A 21,953-nucleotide genomic window follows, 5' to 3' on the forward strand; every position below is an offset into this window, starting at 1 on the left:
CGTGAGCGCGTACGACAGCGGTCGGGAGGGCATGGATGCACCTGAAGAGCCTCACGCTCAAGGGGTTCAAGTCGTTCGCGCAACCCACCTGGTTCGTCCTGGAACCGGGGGTCACCGCGATCGTCGGACCCAACGGTTCCGGGAAGTCCAACGTCGTCGACGCGCTCGCCTGGGTGATGGGCGAACAGGGGGCGAAGACCCTCCGCGGCGGCAAGATGGAGGACGTCATCTTCGCCGGCACCGCGACTCGTGGACCATTGGGTCGCGCCGAGGTGCAGCTGACCATCGACAACGCGGACGGTGCCCTGCCGATCGACTACGCCGAGGTCACGATCAGCCGAACCCTGTTCCGCAACGGCTCCAGCGAGTACGCGATCAACGGCGAGTCCGTCCGGCTGCTGGACGTGCAGGAGCTGCTGAGCGATTCCGGCCTCGGCCGCGAGATGCACGTCATCGTCGGGCAGGGACGCCTGGACACGGTGCTGCAGGCCACGCCGGAGGACCGCCGCGGGTTCATCGAGGAGGCCGCGGGCATCCTCAAGCATCGCCGCCGCAAGGAGAAGACGCTCCGCAAGCTCGAGGCCATGGAGACGAACCTCACGCGGCTGTCGGACCTGGCGGGGGAGATCCGGCGTCAGCTGAAGCCGCTCGGCAAGCAGGCCGAGATCGCCCGCGAGGCCGCGACGATCGCCGCCGTGGTGCGCGACGCCAAGGCCCGCTTGTTCGCCGACGATCTGGTCGGGCTCCGGACGGCGCTGGCCGACCACGCCCGCAACGAGCAGGAGCGGCACGCCGAACGGATCGTGCTGCAGGATCAGGCGCAGACCCTGCGCGGACGCATCGAGCACCTCGAGCGGCAGCAGAGCACCGCCGAGGTCGATGCAGCGCGCAGCGTGCTGTTCGGTCTGGAGCAGGTCCAGGAGCGGCTGCGCGGGCTGTACACGTTGGCGAACCAGCGGCTCGCGCTGCTCGGGGACACGGACGACCAGTCCGCCGCGATCACGGTCTCGCAGGCGGACATCGACGAGGCCCGCGCCGAGATCGACACCATCTCCTCCGGCATCGGCGATGCGCGCGTCGCCTCCGCTGAGGCTGCCAAGAACGTCCAGCGCGCCCGCGCCGAGCTGGACGCGTTGGACACGGAGATCGCCGAGCAGAGCGCCCTGGTCAGTGAACACGACATGCGCCTCACCAAGCTCCGCGGTCAGGCGGACGCCGCCGCGTCCACTCTCGCCGCCGTCCGGGGCGGGGTGCTGCGCCAGCAGAACGCGCTGGATGCGGCGAACGCGCGCCGGGTGGAGGCCGCCGAGGCCTCCGACGCAATCGAGGACGAGGAAGCGCCGGACGGGACGACCGCCTCGCACACGGCCGCGTACGAGGCGGCTCAGCGCGCGGTGACCACCGCCGAGGGCGAAGTCGAGGGCATCCGCGAACGACTGCACGCCGCCGAACGCGAGGCCGAGGCGCTGACCGCCAAGGCATCCGCGCTCGGCTCGGCTCTGGCCGTTCGCAACGCGGCCGGCGCACTGTCCGGGGCGGACGGCGTCCAGGGCCTCGTCGGTGACGCGATCACCGTCACCCCCGGGTACGAGGCCGCGATCGCCGCGGTCCTGGGCCCGCTCGCCGAAGGCCTGCTCGTGCGGACGCGCGGGGATGCCCGACGCCTCGCCGACCGAGTGCGTGAGGGCGATCTCGGGGTGGTGGACCTCGTGGTCGCGGAGAGCTCGGCGGCGTCCGCGGACCTGGACGTCCCGGCCGGAATCGTGCGCGCGCCCGCGGTGGTTCGCGGCGCGGACGGCGTCCTCGGCGTCCTCTCGCACGTCGTCATCGCCGATGACCTGGACGCTGCCGAATCGGCGGCGCCGGCCCTGCGAGCGGCCGCGGGCGCGGTACCCGTCGCGGTCGTCACGAAAGCCGGCGAGGTCTGGACCGAACACACGTTGCGCGCGGGCTCGGGGGAGACCTCTCGCCTGGAGCTGACGGCGGAGCGCGACGCGGCGGTCGACCGGCTGGGCGAGGTTCGCGTCATCGTGGACAGCCTCACCGAGGCTCGGGAGGACGCGCGTGACGCGCTCGAAGTGGCGCGGCGCACGGCCAAGGAGGCGCTGCAGACGCTCCGGGAATTCGACGCCGCCGTCGCCGCCCGTGCGGAGCACGTGAACCGCATCGCCGTGCGGCTGGAGTCGGCCGTCGCCGAATGCGAGCGTCTGGAGGCCGGGCTCGCCCAGACGCACGCGTCGGTCGCCGATGCCGAGGCCGCGGCGACCGCCGCGACGAACGAGCTGAACACGGCGCTGGAGGCACCTCGGCCGATCCTGGACGCCTCCGCCCGTGAGGGACTGCTCGGCGCCCTCGACGAGACGCGCGAGGAAGAGGTGCGCACGCGGCTCGAGGTCGAGACGCTGCGCGAGCGCGTCCGCTCCGCCGAGACGCGGGTGGCCGGACTGGAACGTCAACGGGAGAAGGAGCGCGAAGCCGCGGCCGCCGCCGCCCGACGCGCGGTGATCCGCCGAGCGCAGCGTGAGGCGGCGGAGGGCGTCGTCGCGGAGATCCCCGATGTCCTGGACTCGGTGGATCGCTCGGTGTCCGAAGCGCGCATGGCCCTCGGTGAGGCGGAGACCGCGCGCGCGGCGCAGTCCCAGGAGCTGATCGAACTTCGCGCCCAGGAGAAGGTCGTCCGCGACCGCCTCGCGACGCTGACGGAGAGCGTCCACGGCCTCGAACTGCAGATGCACGAGAAGCGCCTGCACGTGTCCAGCCTGCTTGAGCGCGTGCTGTCCGAACTCGGTCTGGACGAGGACGTCCTGGTCGCCGAGTACGGGCCTGACCAGCCGATTCCGGTGCCGGTCGGGGACGGGGAGGAGCCGGCGGAGGAGCAGTTCGATCGCCGTGCGCAGCAGAAGCGTCTCGCTGACGCCGAGCGGAAACTCGGCCAGTTGGGGCGGGTGAACCCGCTCGCTCTGGAGGAGTTCGCCGCACTCGAGCAGCGGCACAAGTTCCTCACCGAGCAGCTGAACGATCTCACCGAGACGCGCCGGGATCTGATGACGATCATCGCGGACCTGGACGAGCGGATGCAGGTGATCTTCGCCGCCGCGTTCGAGGACACCCGGGTCGCCTTCAACGAGGTGTTCCCGATTCTGTTCCCGGGCGGGACCGGCGCGATCACGCTGACGAACCCGGATGACATGCTCACCACCGGCATCGAGGTGTCCGTCCGCCCGGTGGGCAAGAAGATCGAGCGTCTCTCGCTGCTCTCCGGTGGTGAGCGGTCGCTGGCCGCCGTCGCCCTGCTGACGGCTATCTTCAAGGCGCGCCCGAGCCCGTTCTACATCCTGGACGAGGTGGAGGCGGCCCTCGATGACGCCAACCTCGGTCGGCTCCTGGGCGTGTTCGAGACGCTGCGCGAGGCCAGCCAGCTGATCGTCATCACGCACCAGAAGCGCACGATGGAGATCGCTGACGCGCTCTACGGTGTGTCGATGCGACAGGACGGGGTGTCCGCGGTCGTCGGACAGCGCGTGGGCGACCGGGCCGCCGCGCGTCAGTAGGCTGGTCTCATGGCTGAGAAGTGGTCCCTCGGGCGCGCGCTGCGCAATGTCTTCGTCAAGCCCACGATCGATGAGACGACGTGGGACGACCTGGAGACCGCGCTGCTGACCGCGGATTTCGGTCCGGACATCACCGAGCGCATCGTCGACGAACTGCACGAGAAGGTGGACCGTTACCGCACGACCGACCCGCGCGACCTGCAGCGCATGCTCGAGGAGACGATCGAGGAGCACTTCGCCAAGTTCGACACGACGCTCAAGCTCACCGAGCGTCCCGCGGTCGTGCTGGTGGTCGGTGTGAACGGCGTCGGCAAGACGACCACGATCGGCAAGTTCGCCAACTTCCTGCGCCGTTACGGCCGCTCCATCGTCGTCGGTGCGGCGGACACGTTCCGCGCCGCCGCCGTCGAGCAGCTCGCGACCTGGGCGCAGCGTGGCGGAGCGGCGATCGTCCGGCCCCAGCAGGAGGGCCAGGACCCGGCGTCGGTGGCCTTCCAGACGATCCAGTACGCGCAGCAGACCGGCACCGAGATCGTCCTGATCGACACCGCCGGACGTCTGCAGACCAAGGGCGGTCTGATGGACGAGTTGGGCAAGATCAAGCGCGTCGTCGAGAAGCTCGCGCCGATCAGCGAGGTGCTGCTGGTCCTGGACGCCACGACCGGACAGAACGGCGTCATTCAGGCCGAGGCGTTCCTCGAGCACGCCGGGGTGACCGGGCTGGTGCTGACCAAGCTGGACGGCTCCGCCAAGGGCGGATTCGTGCTCGCCGTCCAGGAGCGCACGGGCATTCCGGTGAAGCTGCTCGGGCAGGGTGAGGGGATCGGCGACCTCACGGGGTTCACGCCCTCAGTGTTCGCCAAGCAACTGGTGTCCTGAGGCGCTTGCCTCGGACCGCTCGGCCGGGTTGGATGGCGCTATGGCGATCGAACACGACTTCTTCGGGATCCTGGCATCCGGACCGGATGGCTCGATCTTCTGGTCGGAGACCGTCGAATTCGGGGATCAGGCGGTTTCCGTCGACCTCACCGCGCCGGATGAGACGGATGTCTCGCCGGACGCCCTGAACATCGCTGCGGCGATGATCACGCAGCTGGAGGCGGTTGATCTCAACTGCCGCGAGGCGATGGTCGCCCAGCTCAGCGATCGCACCAGCGAGGTCACCGAGTACGTCCTGCAGCAGCAGGAGCAGCTCGGCGACGACATCGAGGAGTTCCTGACGATCGTCTCCGGCGACATGGCGATCGACATCATCCGGGCCATGCGCCTGATGAGCGTCACGATCCTCGCCGATGAGCACGGTGGTGCCGAGCCGTTCCTGGTCCTGGAGTACGCCCTGGACCCGGACGCCGCCGACGACGTGCTGCTGGTGAACCTGTCCTCGGACGGGACGGTCCTGTCGGTCACCTCGGCCGAGTGATCACACGGCCTGCGCGAACTCGTCCTTGTCCGCCAGGTGGCGCAGGTGCTCGGGGATCTCGCGGCCCTTGGCGATCATGGACCGCGCCCACAGGCGTCCGGCGCGGTAGGACGAGCGCACCAGCGGCCCCGCGAGCACGCCGAGGAAGCCGATTTCCTCCGCCTCCTCGCGCAGCGCGACGAACTCCTCCGGCTTGACCCAGCGGTCGATCGGGTGATGCCGCGGCGACGGACGCAGGTACTGCGTGATCGTCAGGATGTCGCACCCGGCGTCGTGCAGGTCGTGCATCGCCTGGATGATCTCCTCGGTCGTCTCACCCATACCGAGGATGAGATTCGACTTGGTGATCAGTCCCGCCTCGTGTCCCTGGCTGATCACCGACAGCGAGCGGTCGTACGTGAACGCAGGACGGATGCGCTTGAAGATCCTGGGCACCGTCTCGACGTTGTGCGCGAACACCTCGGGGCGCGCGTCGAAGATCTGCCCGAGGAAGGCCGGGTCAGCGTTGTGCTCGTTCGCGAGCAGCTCGACGCCGGTGTTGGGGTTCAGCTCATGGATCTTGCGCACCGTTTCGGCGTTGAGCCACGCCCCGGTGTCCGGGAGGTCATCGCGGGCGACCGAGGTCACCGTGGCGTAGCGCAGCTCCATCCGCTGCACGCTCTCCGCGACCCGGCGCGGCTCGTCGGTGTCGTAATCGGCCGGCTTGCCGGTGTCGATCTGGCAGAAGTCGCACCGTCGCGTGCACTGCGAGCCGCCGATGAGGAACGTGGCCTCGCGATCCTCCCAGCACTCGTAGATGTTGGGGCAGCCCGCCTCCTGGCAGACCGTGTGCAGGTCCTCGTCCTTCACGAGCGCCCGCAGAGACAGGTACTCGGGTCCAGTCTTGGCCTTCGTTCGGATCCATTCCGGCTTGCGCTCGATGGGCGTCTCGGAGTTGCGAACCTCGAGACGCAGGAGCTTGCGTCCGTTCGGGGCGGTCGTGGTCATGCCGGAACCTCCACGGCGTCGATGGCTGCCTCGCAGTCGAACGCGGCGAGGATCGGACCGATCAGGTCGCGCACGTGCACCGGGCGCCCGGCGATCCGGCTGACGGTCGTCACACCCGCGTCGGTGATGCCGCACGGGACGATGCCGCCGAAGCCGGACAGATCGCAGTCCGCGTTCACCGCGAAGCCGTGCATCGTGACGCCGCGCTCAACGCGGACGCCGATGGCGGCCACCTTGTCCTGGCCCGTGGGAGTGTCCACCCATACCCCGCTGCGCCCCGCGACCTGGATTCCCGGCACCCCGTGCACGCGGAGAGCGGCGATGAGTCGACGCTCCATATCCCGGACGTGCTCGATCACGTCGACGGGGTCGTGCAGGCGCTTGATCGGGTAGCCGACCAGCTGCCCGGGCCCGTGCCAGGTGATCTTGCCGCCGCGGTCGACGTCGATCACCGGGGTGCCGTCCTGCGGACGCTCGTGCGGCTCGGTGCGCTTGCCGGCGGTGTAGGTGGCCTCGTGCTCGAGCAGGATGAGGGTGTCCGTGCGGCGTCCGGCGACGACGTCGGCATGCACATCGCGCTGCAACCGCCAGCCGTCGAGATAGGGGACAGGGGTCGGGCTGAACCCGGCGAAGATGACGTCCATGAGGTCCTTCGGGCAGTTATTAGACGCGATCCAACAACTATACACAGCGCCGCCGGCCCGGCTCCAGTCCGTGTCGCCACGTCCGGACGGTCGGCCATCCGCGGGCCGGGCGTCCGGACGCGGCTAGGATTCCCTCATGGCCCGCGAGAATCGTCAGGGACGCCCTCGGGCGTCGTCACGCGAGACGCTCGCCGAGGCCGCCTGCGAACTGTTCTTCGAGCAGGGGTACGAGGCCACCAGCGTGTCCGACATCACGGCGCGCGCCGGTGTCAGCCGGTCGAGCTTCTTCAACTACTTCGCCTCCAAGCACGACGTGCTGTGGTTCGGTGTGGACGAGCGCATCGACGCGCTCGTGGACGAGCTCGCCGGTGCGGACGGCTCCGACGTGGCGGACGTGCTCGCGCGGTTCGCCGACGGGCTCGCGCCGGACTCGCTCGCTCTCGCGCTGGCCAATGCGGAACCGATGGGTGCCGCCGTGGACCTGGACCGGGAGTCCTCACGTCGCGCCCGACGCATCGCGACGGCGGTCGCCGCGCGCCTGCGCTCCGAGGGGGTGGCCTCGCTGCGCGCCGATGTGCTGGGCAGCGCTTTCGGCGGCGGACTGATCGCATCGATCTGGCGTTGGGCGCAGGACGGCCCGGGCACCACGGCACTGGCCGATCGGCTCGCCGAAGCACTGTCCTACGTGGCGGCGATGCCGGGGGCTCCGCGCTGAGTCGGCACGAGCCCGCGGCCGGGTAAACTCGTTCCATCATGGCTACCTTCGGCACGCTCTCCGATCGTCTCACCGAGACCTTCCGCAACCTCCGCACCAAGGGCAAGCTGACGCCTGCCGACGTTGACGGCACCGTCCGCGAGATCCGGCGCGCGCTGCTGGACGCAGACGTCGCCCTGGAGGTCGTGAAGGACTTCACCGCGAAGGTGCGCGAGCGCGCCCTCGGCGACGAGGTCAGCAAGGCGCTGAATCCGGCCCAGCAGGTCGTGCAGATCGTCAACGACGAGCTCATCGCCATCCTCGGTGGCCAGCAGCGTCGACTGCAGTTCGCCAAGACGCCGCCGACCGTCATCATGCTCGCCGGTCTCCAGGGTTCGGGTAAGACGACGTTCGCGGGCAAGCTCGCCAAGATGCTCGAGAAGGACGGTCACACGCCGCTGCTGATCGCGGCCGACCTCCAGCGGCCGAACGCCGTGAACCAGCTCCAGGTGGTCGCCGAGCGCGCGGGGGCCGCCATCTACGCCCCGGAGCCCGGCAACGGCGTCGGTGACCCGGTCCGGGTCGCGCGTGATGGTGTCGAGCACGCTCGTCGCCAGCAGCATGACGTCGTCATCGTCGACACCGCCGGTCGCCTCGGCATCGACGCCGAACTGATGAAGCAGGCCTCGGACATCCGTGCGGCGGTGCAGCCGGACGAGGTGCTGTTCGTCATCGACGCGCTCACCGGTCAGGACGCTGTCAACACCGCCAAGGCCTTCCAGGAAGGCGTCGACTTCACCGGCGTCGTGCTCAGCAAGCTGGACGGCGACTCGCGCGGTGGTGCCGCGCTGTCGGTGGCGTCCGTCACCGGCCGTCCCATCATCTTCGCCTCCACGGGTGAGGGTCTCGATGACGTTGAGCCCTTCCACCCGGACCGCATGGCCAGCCGCATCCTGGACCTCGGCGACATCCTCACCCTCATCGAGCAGGCCCAGCAGGCCTTCGACGAGGAAGAGGCCCAGAAGGTCGCCGAGAAGCTGGCCAAGGAGCAGTTCACGCTCGAGGACTTCCTCGAGCAGATGCAGCAGGTCAAGAAGATGGGCTCCATGAAGAAGATGCTCGGGATGCTCCCGGGCATGGGAAACATGAAGCAGCAGCTCGAGGACTTCGACGAGAGCGAGATCGACCGGACCGAGGCGATCATCCGCTCGATGACGCCCGCCGAACGGCGCAGCACGAAGCTCCTGAACGGCTCCCGACGTCTGCGCATCGCGCGCGGTTCCGGCGTGACCGTCACCGAGGTGAACCAGCTCGTGCAGCGCTTCGAGCAGGCCGCCAAGATGATGAAGACGGTCGCGCGTGGCGGCATGCCGAACATCCCGGGCATGGGGCCGATTCCGGGCGGACGGCCCGGCGCCTCGACCAAGCGCGGCAAGAAGGGCGTCAAGAAGGGCGGCGGTGCACCGCGTTCCGGTAATCCGGCCAAGCGTGCGGCCGAGGAAGCCGCTCGGGCCACCGCGCCGGCGGAGACGCCGACCGGATCCGGGTTCGGGCTCGGCGGCGGCAAGAAGGCGCCGACCGCCGAAGATCTGGCCGAACTGCAGAAGATGCTCGGCCGCGGCTGAACCCGGTCCGTTCGCGGCCGGGAGGTCGTCTCATCCGGTCAGGTCGATCCCGTGCGCGGTCAGCGCGGCACCGATCGCCGTGGACAGGTCCTGCTGACCTTCGGCGGTGGGGTGGATCTGATCCGCCTGCATGAGGTCCCCGGTACTGGAGAGCGGCTGGCCGAGGTCGATGTACACGCCACCGACCGCGTCCACGGCCGTCCGCAGAGCATCCGAGGAAACCTGGACCACCTCCGGTGCGCTGTCGGCGTCCTTCCAGATCGTGGACAGACCGACGATGGTCGCCCCCGGCAGGTCCTGATGCACCGCTTCCACCGTGGCCGTCGTGGCGTCTTCCAGCGTCTGGGTCGACACCCCCTCGTCGTTGCTGGAGGACTGCAGGATCACGTACCGCGGACGCAGGGCGGTGGCCTGCTCGAGCAGACCACCGAAGTCCGTGCCGCACGAGCCGGGGGTGGCGAAACCGGCACCGCTGCACGCCAGATTGGCGACGTCCGCCCCGGTCTCGGACGCGAGCAACGCCGGCCAGGCGGTGGAGGGATCGAGTCCGTACCCCGCCATGATCGAATCCCCGATCGTGACGACCGTGACCGTCCCGGCGGTCGGCGCGGCATCGGGCACTGCTGTCGGGGCGCACGCCGTGAGCATCGCCAGCGCGAGTACGCTGACGGCCGCAGCGGGTCGAACTCCGCGTAATGCCATGGGGCGAGCGTAGATCTCCCACGGCGAGACGGGGCCGGACCGCCGAGTTCGTCAGAGATTCCCAGGTGATCCCGACGTAGGGGATGGTCCGCAGTGCGACACGGCCGCCGTCCGGTTCGCACCCCGGTCCGGAGTCTGGCAGAATGGGACCTTGGACCGCGTGCTCGACCCTCTATCCAGTTCGCGTCCGACCCTGAGCTTCCGCCGGGTGTGCACCCCACGCTCCAGGCGACACTCTTATCTCACTCACCATCACTGGAGTTTTTGTGGCTGTCAAGATTCGCCTCAAGCGCCTGGGCAAGATCCGGGCACCGTACTACCGCATCGTCGTCGCCGACTCGCGCACCAAGCGCGATGGTCGTGTCATCGAGGAGATCGGCAAGTACCACCCGACCGAAGAGCCCTCGTTCATCGAGGTCGACTCCGAGCGTGCGCAGTACTGGCTGTCCGTCGGCGCGCAGCCGACCGAGCAGGTCGCCGCGCTGCTGAAGCTGACCGGCGACTGGGGCAAGTTCAAGGGCGACGCGAACGCCGTCTCGACCGTCAAGGTCGCCGAGGGCAAGGAGGCGTTCTCCGCGGACGCGTCCAAGAAGTCCGTCATCAAGCCCAAGGCGGAGAAGAAGGCGGAGGAGCCGGCTGAGGCTCCCGCCGAGGCCGAGGCCGAGGTCGCGGACGAGGCTGCCGCCTCGACCGACGCCGAGTAATCGTCGTGCTGTCCGCCGCGCTCGAGCACATCGTCACGGGGATCGTCGATCACCCGGACCAGGTGCGGATCGACTCGTCCACCTCCTCCCGTGGGGAGGTCCTCGCGGTGCACGTGCACCCCGATGACCGTGGGCGAGTGATCGGGCGCGGCGGACGGACAGCGAAAGCACTGCGCACGCTGGTGTCGGCTCTGGCCGACGGTGCGCGCGTCCGCGTCGACGTCGCGGACGACTGATGGCCGAACGTCCCGGAAAGACGCAGCTCCGAGTGGGGCGCCTGGTCAAGGCGCACGGGCTCAAGGGCGCGTTCAAGCTTGAGCTGTACACGGACGATCCGGACGGCCGGTTCACCCCCGGCGCGCAGTTCACGCTGCAGGTGCCGGAATCGTCGCCGTGGCACGGCAAGACCATCACCGTTCGGGAGTTCCGATGGATGAACTCCCACCCTGTCGTCTTCTTCGAGGGCGTCGATGACCGCAACGCGGCCGACGAGCTCGTCCGCGCCATCCTGTGGATCGACCAGGACGAGGATGCGGTCTCGACCGAGGACGACGCCTGGTACGACCACCAGCTGACCGGTTTGGACGTCGTCCGCGACGGTGCCGTGGTCGGCCGCATCGCCCGCGTGGAGCACATGCCGGCGCAGGATCTCCTCATCGTCAAGACCGCCGAGGACGAGGTCATGGTCCCCTTCGTGTCGGCCATCGTGCCCGAGGTCGACATCTCCGCCGGCCGGGTCATCATCACGCCGCCCGCCGGATTGTTCGAGGACGTCGCTTCCGACGACGAGCCTGCGGACGAGTCGACCGACACCCCGGAGTGATCCCGATGCGCATCGACGCGATCTCGATCTTTCCGAGCTACTTCGATGTCCTCGAGGTCTCGTTGCTCGGCAAGGCTCGTCTGGCCGGCCTGATCGACGTTCGCGTCCACGATCTGCGCGACTGGACGCACGACCGGCACCGCACCGTCGATGACACCCCGTACGGCGGGGGAGCGGGCATGGTCATGAAGCCCGAGCCGTGGGGCGAGGCGCTGGACGCCATCGCCACGGACAGCGAGAGCCGACCGGTCTTCATCTTCCCGTCTCCTGCGGGTGAGGTCTTCACGCAGGCCAAGGCCCGTGAGCTCGCCACCGCCGAGCACCTCGTGTTCGGCTGCGGCCGCTACGAGGGCATCGATGAGCGCGTGTTCGACTACGCCGCCGAGCTTGGCGAGGTCCGCCTGATGAGCATCGGTGACTACGTCCTGAACGGCGGAGAAGTCGCCGTGATGGCGATGATCGAAGCGATCGGCCGGCTCATCCCGGGCGTCGTCGGCAATCCGGAGAGCCTCGTCGAGGAGTCGCACGAGGACGGGCTGCTGGAGTATCCCTCGTACACGAAACCGTCGCTGTGGCGCGGACGTGAGGTGCCGCCGGTGCTGCTCAGCGGCAACCACGGTGCCGTGGACACCTGGCGCCGCGACCAGCAGGTCATCCGCACCCGCGAGCGTCGCCCCGACCTCCTGGCGGACTGAAACCTCCTCGTCAGGCGACGCGGGTTCCCGGAGGCGGACGCCGGGGCGACGTGCGCGTGCGGCCGTGGCGTCTCGCTGCGGGGCGCGACGCAGCCGTGGTCAGTCGACGCCGAGAAACGAACGGTCGGTCAGGACGATCGGTCCGTCGGCCGTGATCGCGATGGTGTGTTCGGAGTGCGCACCGCGGGACCCGTCGGCGGATTTCAGGGTCCAGCCGTCGGCGTCCGTGATGAGCTCATCGGTGGTCGCCAGGAACCAGGGTTCGATCGCGATCACCAGTCCCTCGCGGAGCGGATAGCCGCGACCGGCCTTGCCGTTGTTCGGCACATGCGGGTCGCCGTGCATCGTGTGCCCGACGCCGTGGCCGCCGAAGTCGGTGTTGATGCTGTACCCCTCGCCGTGGGCCACGGCGGCGATCGCCGCGGAGAGGTCACCGATCCGGTTGCCGGCCGTGGCGGCATCGATCGCCGCGGCCAGGGCGGTCTCGGTCGTCTCGATCAGACGGAGGTCCTCATCCCGCGGCGTACCGACGACGAACGAGACTGCGGAATCCGCCACCCAGCCGTCGATCGACACGGCGAAATCCAGTGACACCAGGTCGCCGTCGCGGAGCGTGTAGTCGAACGGAACTCCGTGGAGCACCGCATCGTTGATCGATGTGCAGATGACCTTGCCGAACGGACCGGAGCCGAACGAGGGAGCATAGTCGATGTAGCAGGACTCGGCCCCGGCCTTGCGGATCAGATCGTGCGCGTGCCGATCGATGGCGAGCAGATTGGTGCCGACCTTCGTCTCCGCGCGCAAGGTGGCCAGCGTCTCCGCCACGAAGCGTCCGGCCGGACGCATCTGCTCGATCTCGGCAGGCGTGCGCAACTCGATCATGGAACTCCCTCTTTCGCTTCCTTCCATTCTTCCGCATGTTCGCCGGGCGCCCGCCGAGAGCGGCCGCGGGAGGCGCGCTTTCCCGATCGTCGGGCGTACGATCTGGACATGGGCGTGCGTCGTGTGTTCTATCGGTGGCTGTTGCCGGCTGCCTTCGTTCTGCCGCTGTGGTTGTTCCTCGGCTGGCTCATCTTCTCTCGGAGCGGCCTCGCGCTCATCCCGACCCTGGTCGTGTTCATGCCGGCCGTGTTCGTCGCGCAGCTCGCACTGACGCTGATCGTGCGGACGCGTCCGTCCGTGCGGGCGGAGAAGGCGGTGTCCTGGGCCGACGTCGGCGCCTTCACCGCGTGGCACGTGCTGACCATCGCGGTCGGTGTCTGGCCCCCGCTGTTCGGCCTCGTGCTGGCGCTGGCGATCGTGGCGGCGCTCGGAACCTTCTGGCTCACCCTCTGGGAGCTGTGGACCGACTCCCGCGCAGCCTGGTCCGTGGGCGCTCCGATGTCGGCGGAGCAGCGGGAGCGTTTGCGCGAGCAGGCCGATCTGCAGCGGGAGCGGACGATCATCGTCGCGGAGACCCAGTCGGAGGCCGCTCGTTACAACACGATGAACACCACCCGTGCCAGCGGTGGCATGGGCCCGTGGTAAACTCTCTGCTTGTGCCGTGATCACGTGCGGGCCTGAGGTCCGCACCCACGCGAAAGCTCTGCCACAGGGGAGCCCCGGCCGCGAGGCGCACGAACACCCCCATTCTTATCCACCTTTATGCGGCTGTCCCGTGGCGGGCGCAGGAAGCGATCGATCATGCAGATCCTCGACGCTCTGGACGCGGCTTCGCTGCGCTCCGACATTCCCACGTTCCACCCCGGCGACACCGTCAAGGTGCACGTCAACATCATCGAGGGCAGCCGCTCCCGTGTGCAGGTCTTCCAGGGCGTCGTCCTGGGCCGCTCCGGCGACGGTGTGCGCGAGACCTTCACGGTTCGCAAGATCAGCTTCCAGGTGGGCGTGGAGCGCACGTTCCCGGTGCACTCGCCGGTCATCGACCACATCGAGGTCGTCACCCGCGGTGACGTGCGTCGCGCCAAGCTGTACTACCTGCGCGAGCTCCGTGGCAAGAAGGCCAAGATCAAGGAGAAGCGCGAGAGCTGAGTCTCTCTCGTCGAAACGCCCCGTGGATTCCGCGGGGCGTTTCCCGTGGGCGCGGGCGATTCCTCAGGATGGCTCACGCGGAATATGAAAAGCTGAGGCGGTTGTGCCGGTCGGCGCACCTTCGTGAAGGAAGACATGTCTGCAGTCGAGGAGAGCCTTCCGCTCTCGCGTCGCGATGCGCGTCAGGCGCGGACGGGGCGGACACGGCGCAAGCGCGGGTGGCTGGCCTTCTTCCGCGACATCGTGGTGATCGTCATCATCGCCCTCATCGTGTCGTTCGTGGTGAAGTCCTTCGTCGTCCGGTCGTTCTACATCCCCTCCGGGTCGATGGAGAACACGCTGAAGGAGAACGACCGGATCCTCGTGGACGAGCTGTCCCCCCGATTCACCGGTTATCACCGCGGCGACATCGTGGTCTTCCGCGATCCGGGTGGGTGGCTGCCGCCCGAGGCGGCCGTCGATCGAGGCCCGATCGCTGCGGCCGGTGAATGGGTGCTGTCGCTGGTCGGGTTGGCCGCTCCGGACTCCTCCGAACATCTCGTCAAGCGCGTCATCGGCCTTCCCGGAGATCACGTCGTCTGCTGCGATGCGGCGGGACGGATCGAGGTCAACGGCACGCCGCTGGACGAGTCGGCGTACGTCAAGCTCTCGCCCGGTCGGAGCACCCCGAAGGAGATCGAGTTCGACGTCACGGTTCCCGAGGGTTCGCTGTGGGTCATGGGCGACAACCGCGACCACTCCCGCGACTCGCGGTTGAACATGGACCAGCCTTCGAAGGGGTTCGTGCCGCTGGACGGCGTCGTCGGACGCGTGTTCCTGCGCACCTGGCCCCTGGACCGCTTCGGCGGGCTCGGGTCCGACGGCAACGCCTTCCTCGGCGTTCCGGGGCGCGACCGCTCATGACTGTCGCGACCCCCACCCTGCGACTGGAACGCGAGCTTCTGCGCGAGCACGCCTGGGTGATCGCGTGCGATGAGGTCGGTCGGGGAGCGATCGCCGGTCCGGTCGTCGTCGGTGCGGCGTTTCTGGACGCGTCCGGGGCGCGCAAGCGCGTGCCGGAGGGCCTCCGGGACTCGAAGCTGATCGCCGAGCCGAAGCGCGCCGACGTCGCCGCGCGCGCCGCCGCCTGGGTGCAGGCCAGTGCGCTCGGCTGGGCCTCCGCGCAAGAGGTCGACCAGGTGGGCATCATCCGGGCGCTGGGGCTGGCCGCCCTGCGTGCCATCGACGGTCTCGCCGCGCTCGAGCTGACCCCGTCCGAGGGGATCGTGCTCCTGGACGGCAACCACGACTACATTTCGCCGGCGGGCGGTTGGGCGTATCGGGTGCGCCCCGTCATCAAGGGGGACCGCGACTGCGCCAGCGCCTCCGCGGCGTCCGTCCTCGCGAAGGTCGAACGTGATGCGTACATGACGGCCCTGCACGAGGAGGAACCGGTCTACGGCTGGGACCACAACAAGGGCTACGCGTCGCAGACGCACCGCGACGCGATCACCGCGCACGGCATCTCCCGACACCACCGGGCGAGCTGGGCGTTCCAGGGCAACACCCTGTTCTGATCCGGTCCGGCGCGGTGCGCACCGCGGCATAAGATGGAGTCACCATGGATGACGAGACCTTCGACGACTACGATCGGGAACTCGAACTGGCCCTGTTCCGCGAGTATCGCGACGTCGTCGGCCAGTTCTCCTACGTCGTCGAGACCGAGCGGCGCTTCTATCTCGCGAACGACGTCAATCTCGTCCGTCGCGACACCGAGCACGACTTCTATTTCGAACTGTCGATGACGGACGTGTGGGTGTGGGACATCTACCGTGCGGACCGTTTCGTGAAGTCGGTGCGGGTGCTGACGTTCAAGGACGTCAACGTCGAAGAGCTCACCCGCCGCGACTTCCAGCTCCCGGACGACCTCTCCCTCGACGGCGAGAAGTGACCTCGCGTCCTCCCCAGGACTGATCCTCTCCCGATCGCGGGCGGTGGACCCCGTGACGTCCGGTCGACGACCAGCATCGGGGGATGGCGAAGCACAATGAGCTCGGGGCCCGCGGCGAAGCGGAGGCGGCGCGCTACCTGCAACGCGCCGGGTATCGCGTCCTGGACCGCAACTGGCGCGGCCCGACCGGGGAAGTCGATCTCGTCGTCTGCCGCGGGAGCGCGCTCGTCGTCGTCGAGGTTAAGACCCGCCGGACGAGGGCTTTCGGTGATCCTCTCGCGGCGGTCGACGATCGCAAGCTCGAACGCGTGTGGCGGTCGGCCCTCGCGTGGGCTCGGGCGCATCCGTCCGTGTCCCGAGGGCGCGATCTTCGTGTCGACGTCATCGGGATCACGATGGACGAAGCGGACATCTCCCACCTGCGGGACGTGCGATGACTCTCGCGCGGACGTGGGCCGTGGCCGTGAGCGGCATCGTGGGGTCGCTCGTCGAAGTGGAGGCGGACCTGTCCAATCAGGAGCCGAAGTTCGACCTCATCGGCCTGCCGGACAAGGCGCTGGGGGAATCGGTGCGGCGCGTCATCAACGGGTGCGCGAACCAGCACCTGCCGCTGCCTCGGCGGCGGATCACGGTGAACCTCTCGCCGGCGAGCCTGCCCAAACGGGGCGCGAGCTTCGATGTGGCCGTGGCGATCGCGGCCGTCGCGACGGAACATCCGATGCGCGCCGAGTCGCTCCGACGCACCGTGCATCTCGGCGAACTCGGGCTGGACGGGCGATTGCGACCGGTCCCGGGGATTCTCCCGGCCGTCCTCGCCGCGGTCCGTGCCGGCATCCCACGCGTCGTCGTGCCCTGGGCCTGCCGTGTCGAGGCGGAACTCGTGGAGGGTGCCGAAGTCTTCGCCGCGGTGTCGCTGGCGGATGTCGCTCGCCTGCATGGCGCAGAAGTCGATGAGCAGGAGTGGGAGCCGCACGTTCCTCCGGCGGACGCCGAGGCGGAACCTCCCGTCCTGGAACTGGCGGACGTCGTCGGACAACGCGCTGCCGTCGACGCGCTCATCGCGGTGGCCGCGGGAGGACACCCGCTGCTGCTCAGCGGTCCGCCCGGGGCCGGGAAGACCATGCTGGCGTCCCGGTTGCCGGGGATTCTTCCACCGCTGGAGCACGACGATGCGCTCGAAGTGGCGTCGATCCGGTCACTGTGCGGGGAGACGGTGACCGTGCTGCCGCGGGACGCTCCCTTCGAAGCGCCGCACCACTCCGCGACCGTGGCAGCGCTCGTCGGCGGGGGATCGGGCACGATCCGCCCCGGCGCCATCGCCCGGGCCAGCCACGGCATCCTCTTTCTCGACGAAGCCGCCGAGTTTCCACCGGCGGTGCTCGATGCGTTGCGGCAGCCCATCGAGTCCGGGTCGATCACGATCCATCGCAGCGGGGTCTCCGCCTCGTACCCCGCTCGATTCCATCTCGTCCTCGCGACCAACCCCTGTCCGTGCGGCAACCGTGGAGTGCGCGGCGCGGACTGCTCGTGCCCGCCGATGGCGGTCAGGAGATATCTGGGCCGGCTGTCCGGTCCGTTGCTGGACCGCATCGACGTCGAGTTGCCCGTGACCCGGGTGACCACCGCCCGCGACACCTCGGGCACCTGCACGACGGCGGACGCTCGCGCCCGAGTGCTGGCCGCGCGCGCTCGGGCCGGCGCTCGCTGGTCCGGTCTGCCGTGGCGATTGAATGCGCAGGCGTCCGGTCCCTGGCTGCGCACCGGTCCGCTCCGCCTGGGGTCGGACGTCACCCGGCCGCTCGATCAGGCGCTCGCCCGGGGCGCGTTGACCCTCCGCGGCTACGATCGCGTGCTCCGGGTCGCCTGGACGCTCGCCGATCTCGGCGAACGCGATCGGCCGGGGCCGGAGGAGATCGGCCGCGCGTTGGCCCTCAAGACGGGGACGGCGCTGTGAACAGGGGTGAAGCGGCCGCGGAGCGGAGCGAGCTCGCCCGGGCCCGACTGGCCTGGTCCTTCCTCGTCGAACCGGGCGATGGCGACGCGGGTGCGCTGGTGGCGGCGCTCGGCCCGCAGGAGGCGCTGGCCGCGGTCCGGGCGAACCGACCGCCGGCGGCCGGCACCCGTTGGCATGAAGCGTTCGCCCGCTGGCGGCCGCGTCTGGAGCGTGTCGACCTTCCGGACCAGGCCGATCGTGCGCGTCGCTGCGGGGCCCGCCTGCTCATTCCGGAAGATGACGGGTGGCCCGCACGGGTCGATGACCTCGACGTCCACGCCCCGCTGTGCCTGTGGGTCCGGGGCGACCCGGAGGCGCTCGTGGCCGCGACCACCGTCGCCATCGTGGGAGCGCGCGCGTCGTCCGGATACGGTGACCTCGTGACGGCGGAGTTCGCGGCGGAGCTGGCCGCAGCCGGCGTCGTGGTCGTCTCCGGTGCGGCGTACGGCATCGACGGTGCCGCGCATCGGGCCGCCCTGGCCGCCGGGGGCGCGACGGTGGCGGTGCTGGCCGGAGGCGCCGATCGGGTCTACCCCGCCGGGCATGCCGAGCTCCTGGGGCGAATCGTCGGCAGCGGTGCGGTCGTCAGCGAACTGCCGCTCGGCTCGGAGCCATCGCGCTGGCGCTTCCTCACCCGGAACAGGATCATCGCAGCGCTCGGCGACGCGACCGTCGTGGTCGAGGCCGGGTGGCGCAGCGGGTCCCTGAATACCGCGGGGCATGCGGCCACGCTGGGGCGGTCCATCGGCGCGGTCCCGGGGCCGATCACCTCGCCGGCTTCCGCCGGCTGTCACCGCCTGCTGCGCGAGTACGACGCCACGTGCGTCACCACCGCCGCGGAGGTCCAAGAACTTCTCGGCGCAGAGATCTCACCCGAGCGACGTCCAGCAGAGCCGGCGGGCCCATCCTCGCCACGATCGACGACGGCAGCTTCACCGCCCGAGGACGACGGCGCGGAGCGATTGGAGAACAGGGTCGCAGACGCGCTGGCCCTGCGGACGCCGCGGCCGGTCGAGGACATCGCGGTGCGCGCGGGAGTCGCCGTCGCGAGCACTGAGGCGGCGCTTGGGTTGCTCCTGCTGCAGGGCCGCGCACGGCGGGCCGACGGCGGGTGGACGCGATGAACCGAAGACTCAGGCGCCGCGGGCCATGTCGATCATGCCGCGGAGGGTGAGGCCGGCCTTGGTCCCGCCATCCACGAGGATGTCCGTTCCGGTGAGGTAGCCCGGGGCGCGGCTCGCGGCGAACGCGAGGACCGCCGCCACCTCCTCCGGCCGGCCGAAGCGCTTCAGGGCGGCGTGGCCCAGGAGCTTGTCCGATCCGGAAGCGATCTCCAGGCGACCCATCGCGGTGTCGAAACTGCCGGGGGAGACGGAGACGATGCGAGCGCCCCGCTCGCCGAATGCCGCCGCCATCTTGCGGGTGTACCAGATGACGAACGCCTTGCTGGTGGAGTACGCGCCGCCGGCGCGCATGCGCTTCGGTGCTCGATTGACGGACGCGTCCAACCGCCGCGCGAAGGCCGACTCGTCCGTCAAAGCGAGCTGGAACACACGGGTGGGCTGCAGGAATGCGGGACTCATGTGCCCGGCGATCGACGCGACGTTCACCAGGGCAGCGCCGTCCTGCGCGAGACGGAGGTACGAACGGGTGATGTTCACCGTGCCCACGGCGTTGACCCGGGCGATGAAGCTCGCGTCGCCCATCTGCGGTGAGACGCCCGCCGCGTGTACGACGGCGCGGACGTGTCCGACCGCTGCAGCGCCGTCGAGGAGGGCGTCCACGGACGCGCGGTCGGTGATGTCGGTGCGCACTCCGGTCGCCTCGATGCCGAGAGCGGCGAGTTCGGCGACAGCGGCGTCCAGCCGGTCGGGAGCCAGGTCCGCGAGCACGATGCGATGGTCGGCGCCGAGGATCTTGGCGGTGGCGAGACCCATGCCTCCGGTGCCTCCGGTGATCACGGCTGCCAGGCGGGGGGATTGAGTGGTCATGGGGGTCCTGTCGGTGGGATGGGGGTCCTGTCGGTGGGGGCGGCGAGGTGGATCCGAACCTAGCACTGTTATCGAGACGCGGCGTTGCGTAACATGTGCCGCACCAGATCAAGGAGGAAACATGCCCCCCACCAGTGCCTCTGCATCGTCTTCCCGTCCGGCGTCCGCGTATGACGTCGTCGTGGTCGGCTCGGGAGCCGCCGCTTTCGCCACCGCCCTCGGCGCGATCGACGAAGGACTGAGCGTGCTCATGGTCGAGAGCACCGACCGATTCGGGGGCAACTCCGCGATGTCCGGCGGCGGTCTCTGGCTGCCGAACAATCCGCTCATGCGTCGCGATGGTGCACGCGATTCCCGCGACGAGGCATTGGCATACCTCGAGGAGACCGTGGGGGAGCCGGGGCTGGCCTCCAGCCCGGCGCGCAAGGAGGCGTTCGTGGACGGCATCGCCGACTTCGTCGCCACATCCGAGCGCTACGGTTTCCGGTGGGCGCGCGCGGCGAACTATCCCGATTACTACCCCGAGCTTCCCGGCGGCAAGATCGGCCGGTCGATTGAGGTCGAGCCCATCGACAGCAAGCTGATCGGGGAGTGGCGCAAGAAGTCCCGTGCGCTGCTGCCCTTCCCGATGATGAACTCGGACATGTACCGCCTCGGTCGGGCCTGGTCCACCTGGTCTGGGTTCTTCCAGGGAGTGCGCCTCGTGTTCCGCACTCTCGGTGGCCTCGTGCGCGGCAAGATCCTCGTCGGCATGGGCGCAGGGCTGATCACCTCCTTCACGAAGGCCGTCGTGGTCGATGGCGGGGTCCCGCTGCTGCTGAACACGCCGGCTCGGCGGCTCCTGGTCGAGGACGAACGCGTCGTGGGCGTGGAGATCGAGGTCGACGGCGCGCCGCAGGAGGTTCGGGCTCGGCGTGGCGTGATGCTCGCGGCCGGCGGGTTCGACCAGGACAAGGCCCGGCGCAAAGAACTGCAGGGAGTGGAGGGATTCCCGGCCGGATCGCCCGGAGCGCTCGGCGGCGGAATCGACATGGCGGCCGAGGTCGGCGCGGCCCTGGAGTACATGGAGGATGCGTGGTGGGGTGCGACCGTCCGCCCGGTCGAGGGCGGGCTCAGCTCCTTCATCGTGGGGGAGCGGTCGATGCCGTACTCCCTGATCGTGGACAAGGACGGACGCCGGTTCGCCAACGAGTCCGAGTCCTACGTCGATCTCGGCCACCACATGCTGGAGCACGATGGCGCGACCGGTCCGTACTGGATGATCCTGGACGGCCGATACACGAAGCGCTACTTCCTCACGTTCGCGGTGGACCCGAAGGCCAACCGGAAGATGGTGGCGGAGGGCATCAAGGTCACCGCGCCCACGCTCGCCGAACTCGGCGCGAAGATCGGCGTGGACGCCGGAGTGTTCGCCGCCGAGATCGAGAAGTTCAACGGGTTCGCCCGCAGCGGCAGAGACCAGGACTTCCATCGCGGCGACTCGGCCTACGACCGCTACTACGGGGACCCGACGAACCAACCCAACAACAACCTGGCCCCCATCGAGAAGGGGACCTTCACCGCGTATGAGATCGTGATCGGCGACCTCGGCACCAAGGGCGGCGTGGTCTCGGACGTCCACGGCCGGGCGCTGCGAGCGGACGGTTCGGTGATCGAGGGCCTGTACTCCGCCGGCAACAACTCCGCAGCGGTGATGGGGCACACCTACCCCGGCCCCGGATCCACGATCGGTCCGGCTTGCGTCTTCGGCCTCCTCGCAGCCCGTCACATGGCCGGCAGCAGCGAGTGATCGACGTGACCGTGAGTCGAGCCGTTCTGGCCTACACCGGGCGGGAACGCTCCGCATTTCCCCGTGCGGATGTGGACGCCGTGCGCGTCCTCGCCACCGAGGTCGGCGCGGACGCCACACGGCTGATCGCGGCGGTACAGGACTTGGTCGCGGAGTGCGACGCCGTACAGGTCGACTGGTCGCAGCACGACCTCCGCAGCGCCGGCGACCACCTCGCCCGGGTGATGACCGCACGCCACCCGGAGCTGGATGCCGAGGCCATCGCCGCGCTGCGGTGGGCGTTCACGTATTCCTGGCGCTGAGGGGTCGCGGTGCCTTCCTGGCGCTGAGGGGTCGCGGCGCGCGTCCCACCCGATCCGACGTCGGCGCGAGAT

The 21,953-nt window shown here is 69.5% G+C and carries 24 protein-coding genes; 19 read left to right on the forward strand and 5 right to left on the reverse strand.

The features are described from left to right. The first annotated feature begins 35 nt into the window (after positions 1–35). The 3 genes from smc to BN1193_RS07595 are packed head-to-tail and all read left to right on the forward strand — an operon-like array spanning position 36 to position 4,971. The gene (gene smc, locus BN1193_RS07585; protein WP_040165218.1) at positions 36–3,551 is read left to right on the forward strand and encodes a chromosome segregation protein SMC; all 3,516 of its coding nucleotides are present in this window, start codon (positions 36–38) and stop codon (positions 3,549–3,551) included. Positions 3,552–3,560: 9 nt separating this feature from the next. Beyond that, complete coding sequence (ftsY, locus tag BN1193_RS07590) at positions 3,561–4,430, forward strand: signal recognition particle-docking protein FtsY (protein WP_040165219.1); 870 nt, start codon at positions 3,561–3,563, stop codon at positions 4,428–4,430. 40 nt (positions 4,431–4,470) lie between these two features. Further along, positions 4,471–4,971 (forward strand): DUF2004 domain-containing protein, encoded by a 501-nt coding sequence (locus BN1193_RS07595; RefSeq protein WP_040165220.1) that lies wholly within the window; start codon positions 4,471–4,473, stop codon positions 4,969–4,971. Here the strand turns inward: BN1193_RS07595 and lipA are convergent, their stop codons facing one another. After that, a complete protein-coding gene (gene lipA / locus BN1193_RS07600; protein ID WP_040165221.1) occupies positions 4,972–5,958 on the reverse strand; it encodes a lipoyl synthase in 987 nt (328 codons plus the stop codon). It lies immediately after the preceding gene. Next, positions 5,955–6,602, reverse strand: a complete 648-nt coding sequence (gene lipB / locus BN1193_RS07605) for a lipoyl(octanoyl) transferase LipB (protein ID WP_040165224.1) — start codon at positions 6,600–6,602, stop codon at positions 5,955–5,957. Before lipB ends, lipA begins: the two co-directional genes overlap by 4 nt. A 136-nt stretch (positions 6,603–6,738) precedes the next feature. On the opposite strand from lipB, the gene BN1193_RS07610 reads away from it, so the two are divergent. Continuing rightward, positions 6,739–7,317 (forward strand): TetR/AcrR family transcriptional regulator, encoded by a 579-nt coding sequence (locus BN1193_RS07610; protein WP_040165226.1) that lies wholly within the window; start codon positions 6,739–6,741, stop codon positions 7,315–7,317. A gap of 38 nt (positions 7,318–7,355) precedes the next feature. Continuing rightward, positions 7,356–8,921, forward strand: a complete 1,566-nt coding sequence (gene ffh / locus BN1193_RS07615) for a signal recognition particle protein (protein ID WP_040165228.1) — start codon at positions 7,356–7,358, stop codon at positions 8,919–8,921. Between the two features lie 30 nt (positions 8,922–8,951). Here ffh and BN1193_RS07620 read toward each other — a convergent pair whose 3' ends face one another. Continuing rightward, the gene (locus BN1193_RS07620; protein ID WP_040165230.1) at positions 8,952–9,623 is read right to left on the reverse strand and encodes an SGNH/GDSL hydrolase family protein; all 672 of its coding nucleotides are present in this window, start codon (positions 9,621–9,623) and stop codon (positions 8,952–8,954) included. A 266-nt stretch (positions 9,624–9,889) separates the two neighbouring features. On the opposite strand from BN1193_RS07620, the gene rpsP reads away from it, so the two are divergent. Genes rpsP through trmD form a run of 4 tightly spaced genes read left to right on the forward strand, consistent with a single transcriptional unit; the run spans position 9,890 to position 11,845 of the window. Next, positions 9,890–10,327 (forward strand): 30S ribosomal protein S16, encoded by a 438-nt coding sequence (gene rpsP / locus BN1193_RS07625; RefSeq protein ID WP_040165231.1) that lies wholly within the window; start codon positions 9,890–9,892, stop codon positions 10,325–10,327. Between the two features lie 5 nt (positions 10,328–10,332). Continuing rightward, entirely contained in the window at positions 10,333–10,563 is a 231-nt protein-coding gene (locus tag BN1193_RS07630) for an RNA-binding protein (RefSeq protein ID WP_040165234.1), read from the forward strand. Beyond that, positions 10,563–11,150 carry a ribosome maturation factor RimM gene (rimM, locus tag BN1193_RS07635; protein ID WP_040165235.1) on the forward strand — a complete coding sequence of 196 codons (588 nt, stop codon included), beginning with the start codon at positions 10,563–10,565 and terminating at the stop codon, positions 11,148–11,150. Before BN1193_RS07630 ends, rimM begins: the two co-directional genes overlap by 1 nt. 5 nt (positions 11,151–11,155) lie before the next feature. Beyond that, positions 11,156–11,845: a tRNA (guanosine(37)-N1)-methyltransferase TrmD gene (gene trmD / locus BN1193_RS07640; RefSeq protein WP_040165696.1), complete on the forward strand. Its 690-nt coding sequence runs from the start codon at positions 11,156–11,158 to the stop codon at positions 11,843–11,845. 99 nt (positions 11,846–11,944) lie between these two features. Here trmD and map read toward each other — a convergent pair whose 3' ends face one another. Beyond that, positions 11,945–12,727, reverse strand: a complete 783-nt coding sequence (map, locus tag BN1193_RS07645; RefSeq protein ID WP_040165237.1) for a type I methionyl aminopeptidase — start codon at positions 12,725–12,727, stop codon at positions 11,945–11,947. Between the two features lie 108 nt (positions 12,728–12,835). On the opposite strand from map, the gene BN1193_RS07650 reads away from it, so the two are divergent. The 8 genes from BN1193_RS07650 to dprA all read left to right on the forward strand — a co-directional run bounded on the left by BN1193_RS07650 (position 12,836) and on the right by dprA (position 18,923). Then, complete coding sequence (locus BN1193_RS07650; protein WP_052460543.1) at positions 12,836–13,372, forward strand: hypothetical protein; 537 nt, start codon at positions 12,836–12,838, stop codon at positions 13,370–13,372. 156 nt (positions 13,373–13,528) lie between these two features. Continuing rightward, positions 13,529–13,876 carry a 50S ribosomal protein L19 gene (gene rplS, locus BN1193_RS07655; protein WP_040165238.1) on the forward strand — a complete coding sequence of 116 codons (348 nt, stop codon included), beginning with the start codon at positions 13,529–13,531 and terminating at the stop codon, positions 13,874–13,876. Positions 13,877–14,011: 135 nt separating this feature from the next. Then, positions 14,012–14,779 (forward strand): signal peptidase I, encoded by a 768-nt coding sequence (gene lepB, locus BN1193_RS07660; protein ID WP_040165240.1) that lies wholly within the window; start codon positions 14,012–14,014, stop codon positions 14,777–14,779. Next, positions 14,776–15,432, forward strand: a complete 657-nt coding sequence (locus tag BN1193_RS07665; protein ID WP_040165241.1) for a ribonuclease HII — start codon at positions 14,776–14,778, stop codon at positions 15,430–15,432. Before lepB ends, BN1193_RS07665 begins: the two co-directional genes overlap by 4 nt. A gap of 44 nt (positions 15,433–15,476) precedes the next feature. Further along, entirely contained in the window at positions 15,477–15,806 is a 330-nt protein-coding gene (locus BN1193_RS07670; protein WP_040165243.1) for a DUF2469 domain-containing protein, read from the forward strand. An 83-nt stretch (positions 15,807–15,889) separates the two neighbouring features. Continuing rightward, complete coding sequence (locus BN1193_RS07675; protein WP_040165244.1) at positions 15,890–16,243, forward strand: YraN family protein; 354 nt, start codon at positions 15,890–15,892, stop codon at positions 16,241–16,243. Continuing rightward, positions 16,240–17,760: a YifB family Mg chelatase-like AAA ATPase gene (locus tag BN1193_RS07680; RefSeq protein WP_040165246.1), complete on the forward strand. Its 1,521-nt coding sequence runs from the start codon at positions 16,240–16,242 to the stop codon at positions 17,758–17,760. The genes BN1193_RS07675 and BN1193_RS07680 overlap by 4 nt, the downstream gene beginning before the upstream one ends. Further along, the gene (dprA, locus tag BN1193_RS07685) at positions 17,757–18,923 is read left to right on the forward strand and encodes a DNA-processing protein DprA (protein ID WP_040165248.1); all 1,167 of its coding nucleotides are present in this window, start codon (positions 17,757–17,759) and stop codon (positions 18,921–18,923) included. The genes BN1193_RS07680 and dprA overlap by 4 nt, the downstream gene beginning before the upstream one ends. Positions 18,924–18,932: 9 nt before the next feature. On the opposite strand, the gene BN1193_RS07690 is transcribed toward dprA, so the two are convergent. Then, a complete protein-coding gene (locus BN1193_RS07690; protein ID WP_195907829.1) occupies positions 18,933–19,790 on the reverse strand; it encodes an SDR family NAD(P)-dependent oxidoreductase in 858 nt (285 codons plus the stop codon). 121 nt (positions 19,791–19,911) lie between these two features. Between BN1193_RS07690 and BN1193_RS07695 the strand changes: the two genes are divergently transcribed. Together BN1193_RS07695 and BN1193_RS07700 are read left to right on the forward strand one after the other, a co-directional pair. Beyond that, complete coding sequence (locus BN1193_RS07695; protein ID WP_052460544.1) at positions 19,912–21,579, forward strand: FAD-binding protein; 1,668 nt, start codon at positions 19,912–19,914, stop codon at positions 21,577–21,579. Positions 21,580–21,584: 5 nt separating this feature from the next. Then, positions 21,585–21,881: a hypothetical protein gene (locus tag BN1193_RS07700; RefSeq protein WP_141396650.1), complete on the forward strand. Its 297-nt coding sequence runs from the start codon at positions 21,585–21,587 to the stop codon at positions 21,879–21,881. The last annotated feature ends 72 nt before the right edge of the window (positions 21,882–21,953 follow it).

The sequence above is a fragment of the Microbacterium gorillae genome, assembly GCF_000826185.2.
GTDB lineage: Bacteria > Actinomycetota > Actinomycetes > Actinomycetales > Microbacteriaceae > Microbacterium > Microbacterium gorillae.

Excerpts from the sequence above, each read along its gene's own strand:
- smc (WP_040165218.1), top strand. The coding sequence starts at position 36 with ATGCACCTGAAGAGCCTCACGCTCAAGGGGTTCAAGTCGTTCGCGCAA.
- ftsY (WP_040165219.1), top strand. The coding sequence starts at position 3,561 with ATGGCTGAGAAGTGGTCCCTCGGGCGCGCGCTGCGCAATGTCTTCGTC.
- BN1193_RS07595 (WP_040165220.1), top strand. The coding sequence starts at position 4,471 with ATGGCGATCGAACACGACTTCTTCGGGATCCTGGCATCCGGACCGGAT.
- lipA (WP_040165221.1), bottom strand. The coding sequence starts at position 5,958 with ATGACCACGACCGCCCCGAACGGACGCAAGCTCCTGCGTCTCGAGGTT.
- lipB (WP_040165224.1), bottom strand. The coding sequence starts at position 6,602 with ATGGACGTCATCTTCGCCGGGTTCAGCCCGACCCCTGTCCCCTATCTC.
- BN1193_RS07610 (WP_040165226.1), top strand. The coding sequence starts at position 6,739 with ATGGCCCGCGAGAATCGTCAGGGACGCCCTCGGGCGTCGTCACGCGAG.
- ffh (WP_040165228.1), top strand. The coding sequence starts at position 7,356 with ATGGCTACCTTCGGCACGCTCTCCGATCGTCTCACCGAGACCTTCCGC.
- BN1193_RS07620 (WP_040165230.1), bottom strand. The coding sequence starts at position 9,623 with ATGGCATTACGCGGAGTTCGACCCGCTGCGGCCGTCAGCGTACTCGCG.
- rimM (WP_040165235.1), top strand. The coding sequence starts at position 10,563 with ATGGCCGAACGTCCCGGAAAGACGCAGCTCCGAGTGGGGCGCCTGGTC.
- trmD (WP_040165696.1), top strand. The coding sequence starts at position 11,156 with ATGCGCATCGACGCGATCTCGATCTTTCCGAGCTACTTCGATGTCCTC.
- map (WP_040165237.1), bottom strand. The coding sequence starts at position 12,727 with ATGATCGAGTTGCGCACGCCTGCCGAGATCGAGCAGATGCGTCCGGCC.
- BN1193_RS07650 (WP_052460543.1), top strand. The coding sequence starts at position 12,836 with ATGGGCGTGCGTCGTGTGTTCTATCGGTGGCTGTTGCCGGCTGCCTTC.
- rplS (WP_040165238.1), top strand. The coding sequence starts at position 13,529 with ATGCAGATCCTCGACGCTCTGGACGCGGCTTCGCTGCGCTCCGACATT.
- lepB (WP_040165240.1), top strand. The coding sequence starts at position 14,012 with ATGTCTGCAGTCGAGGAGAGCCTTCCGCTCTCGCGTCGCGATGCGCGT.
- BN1193_RS07665 (WP_040165241.1), top strand. The coding sequence starts at position 14,776 with ATGACTGTCGCGACCCCCACCCTGCGACTGGAACGCGAGCTTCTGCGC.
- BN1193_RS07670 (WP_040165243.1), top strand. The coding sequence starts at position 15,477 with ATGGATGACGAGACCTTCGACGACTACGATCGGGAACTCGAACTGGCC.
- BN1193_RS07675 (WP_040165244.1), top strand. The coding sequence starts at position 15,890 with ATGGCGAAGCACAATGAGCTCGGGGCCCGCGGCGAAGCGGAGGCGGCG.
- BN1193_RS07680 (WP_040165246.1), top strand. The coding sequence starts at position 16,240 with ATGACTCTCGCGCGGACGTGGGCCGTGGCCGTGAGCGGCATCGTGGGG.
- BN1193_RS07690 (WP_195907829.1), bottom strand. The coding sequence starts at position 19,790 with ATGACCACTCAATCCCCCCGCCTGGCAGCCGTGATCACCGGAGGCACC.
- BN1193_RS07695 (WP_052460544.1), top strand. The coding sequence starts at position 19,912 with ATGCCCCCCACCAGTGCCTCTGCATCGTCTTCCCGTCCGGCGTCCGCG.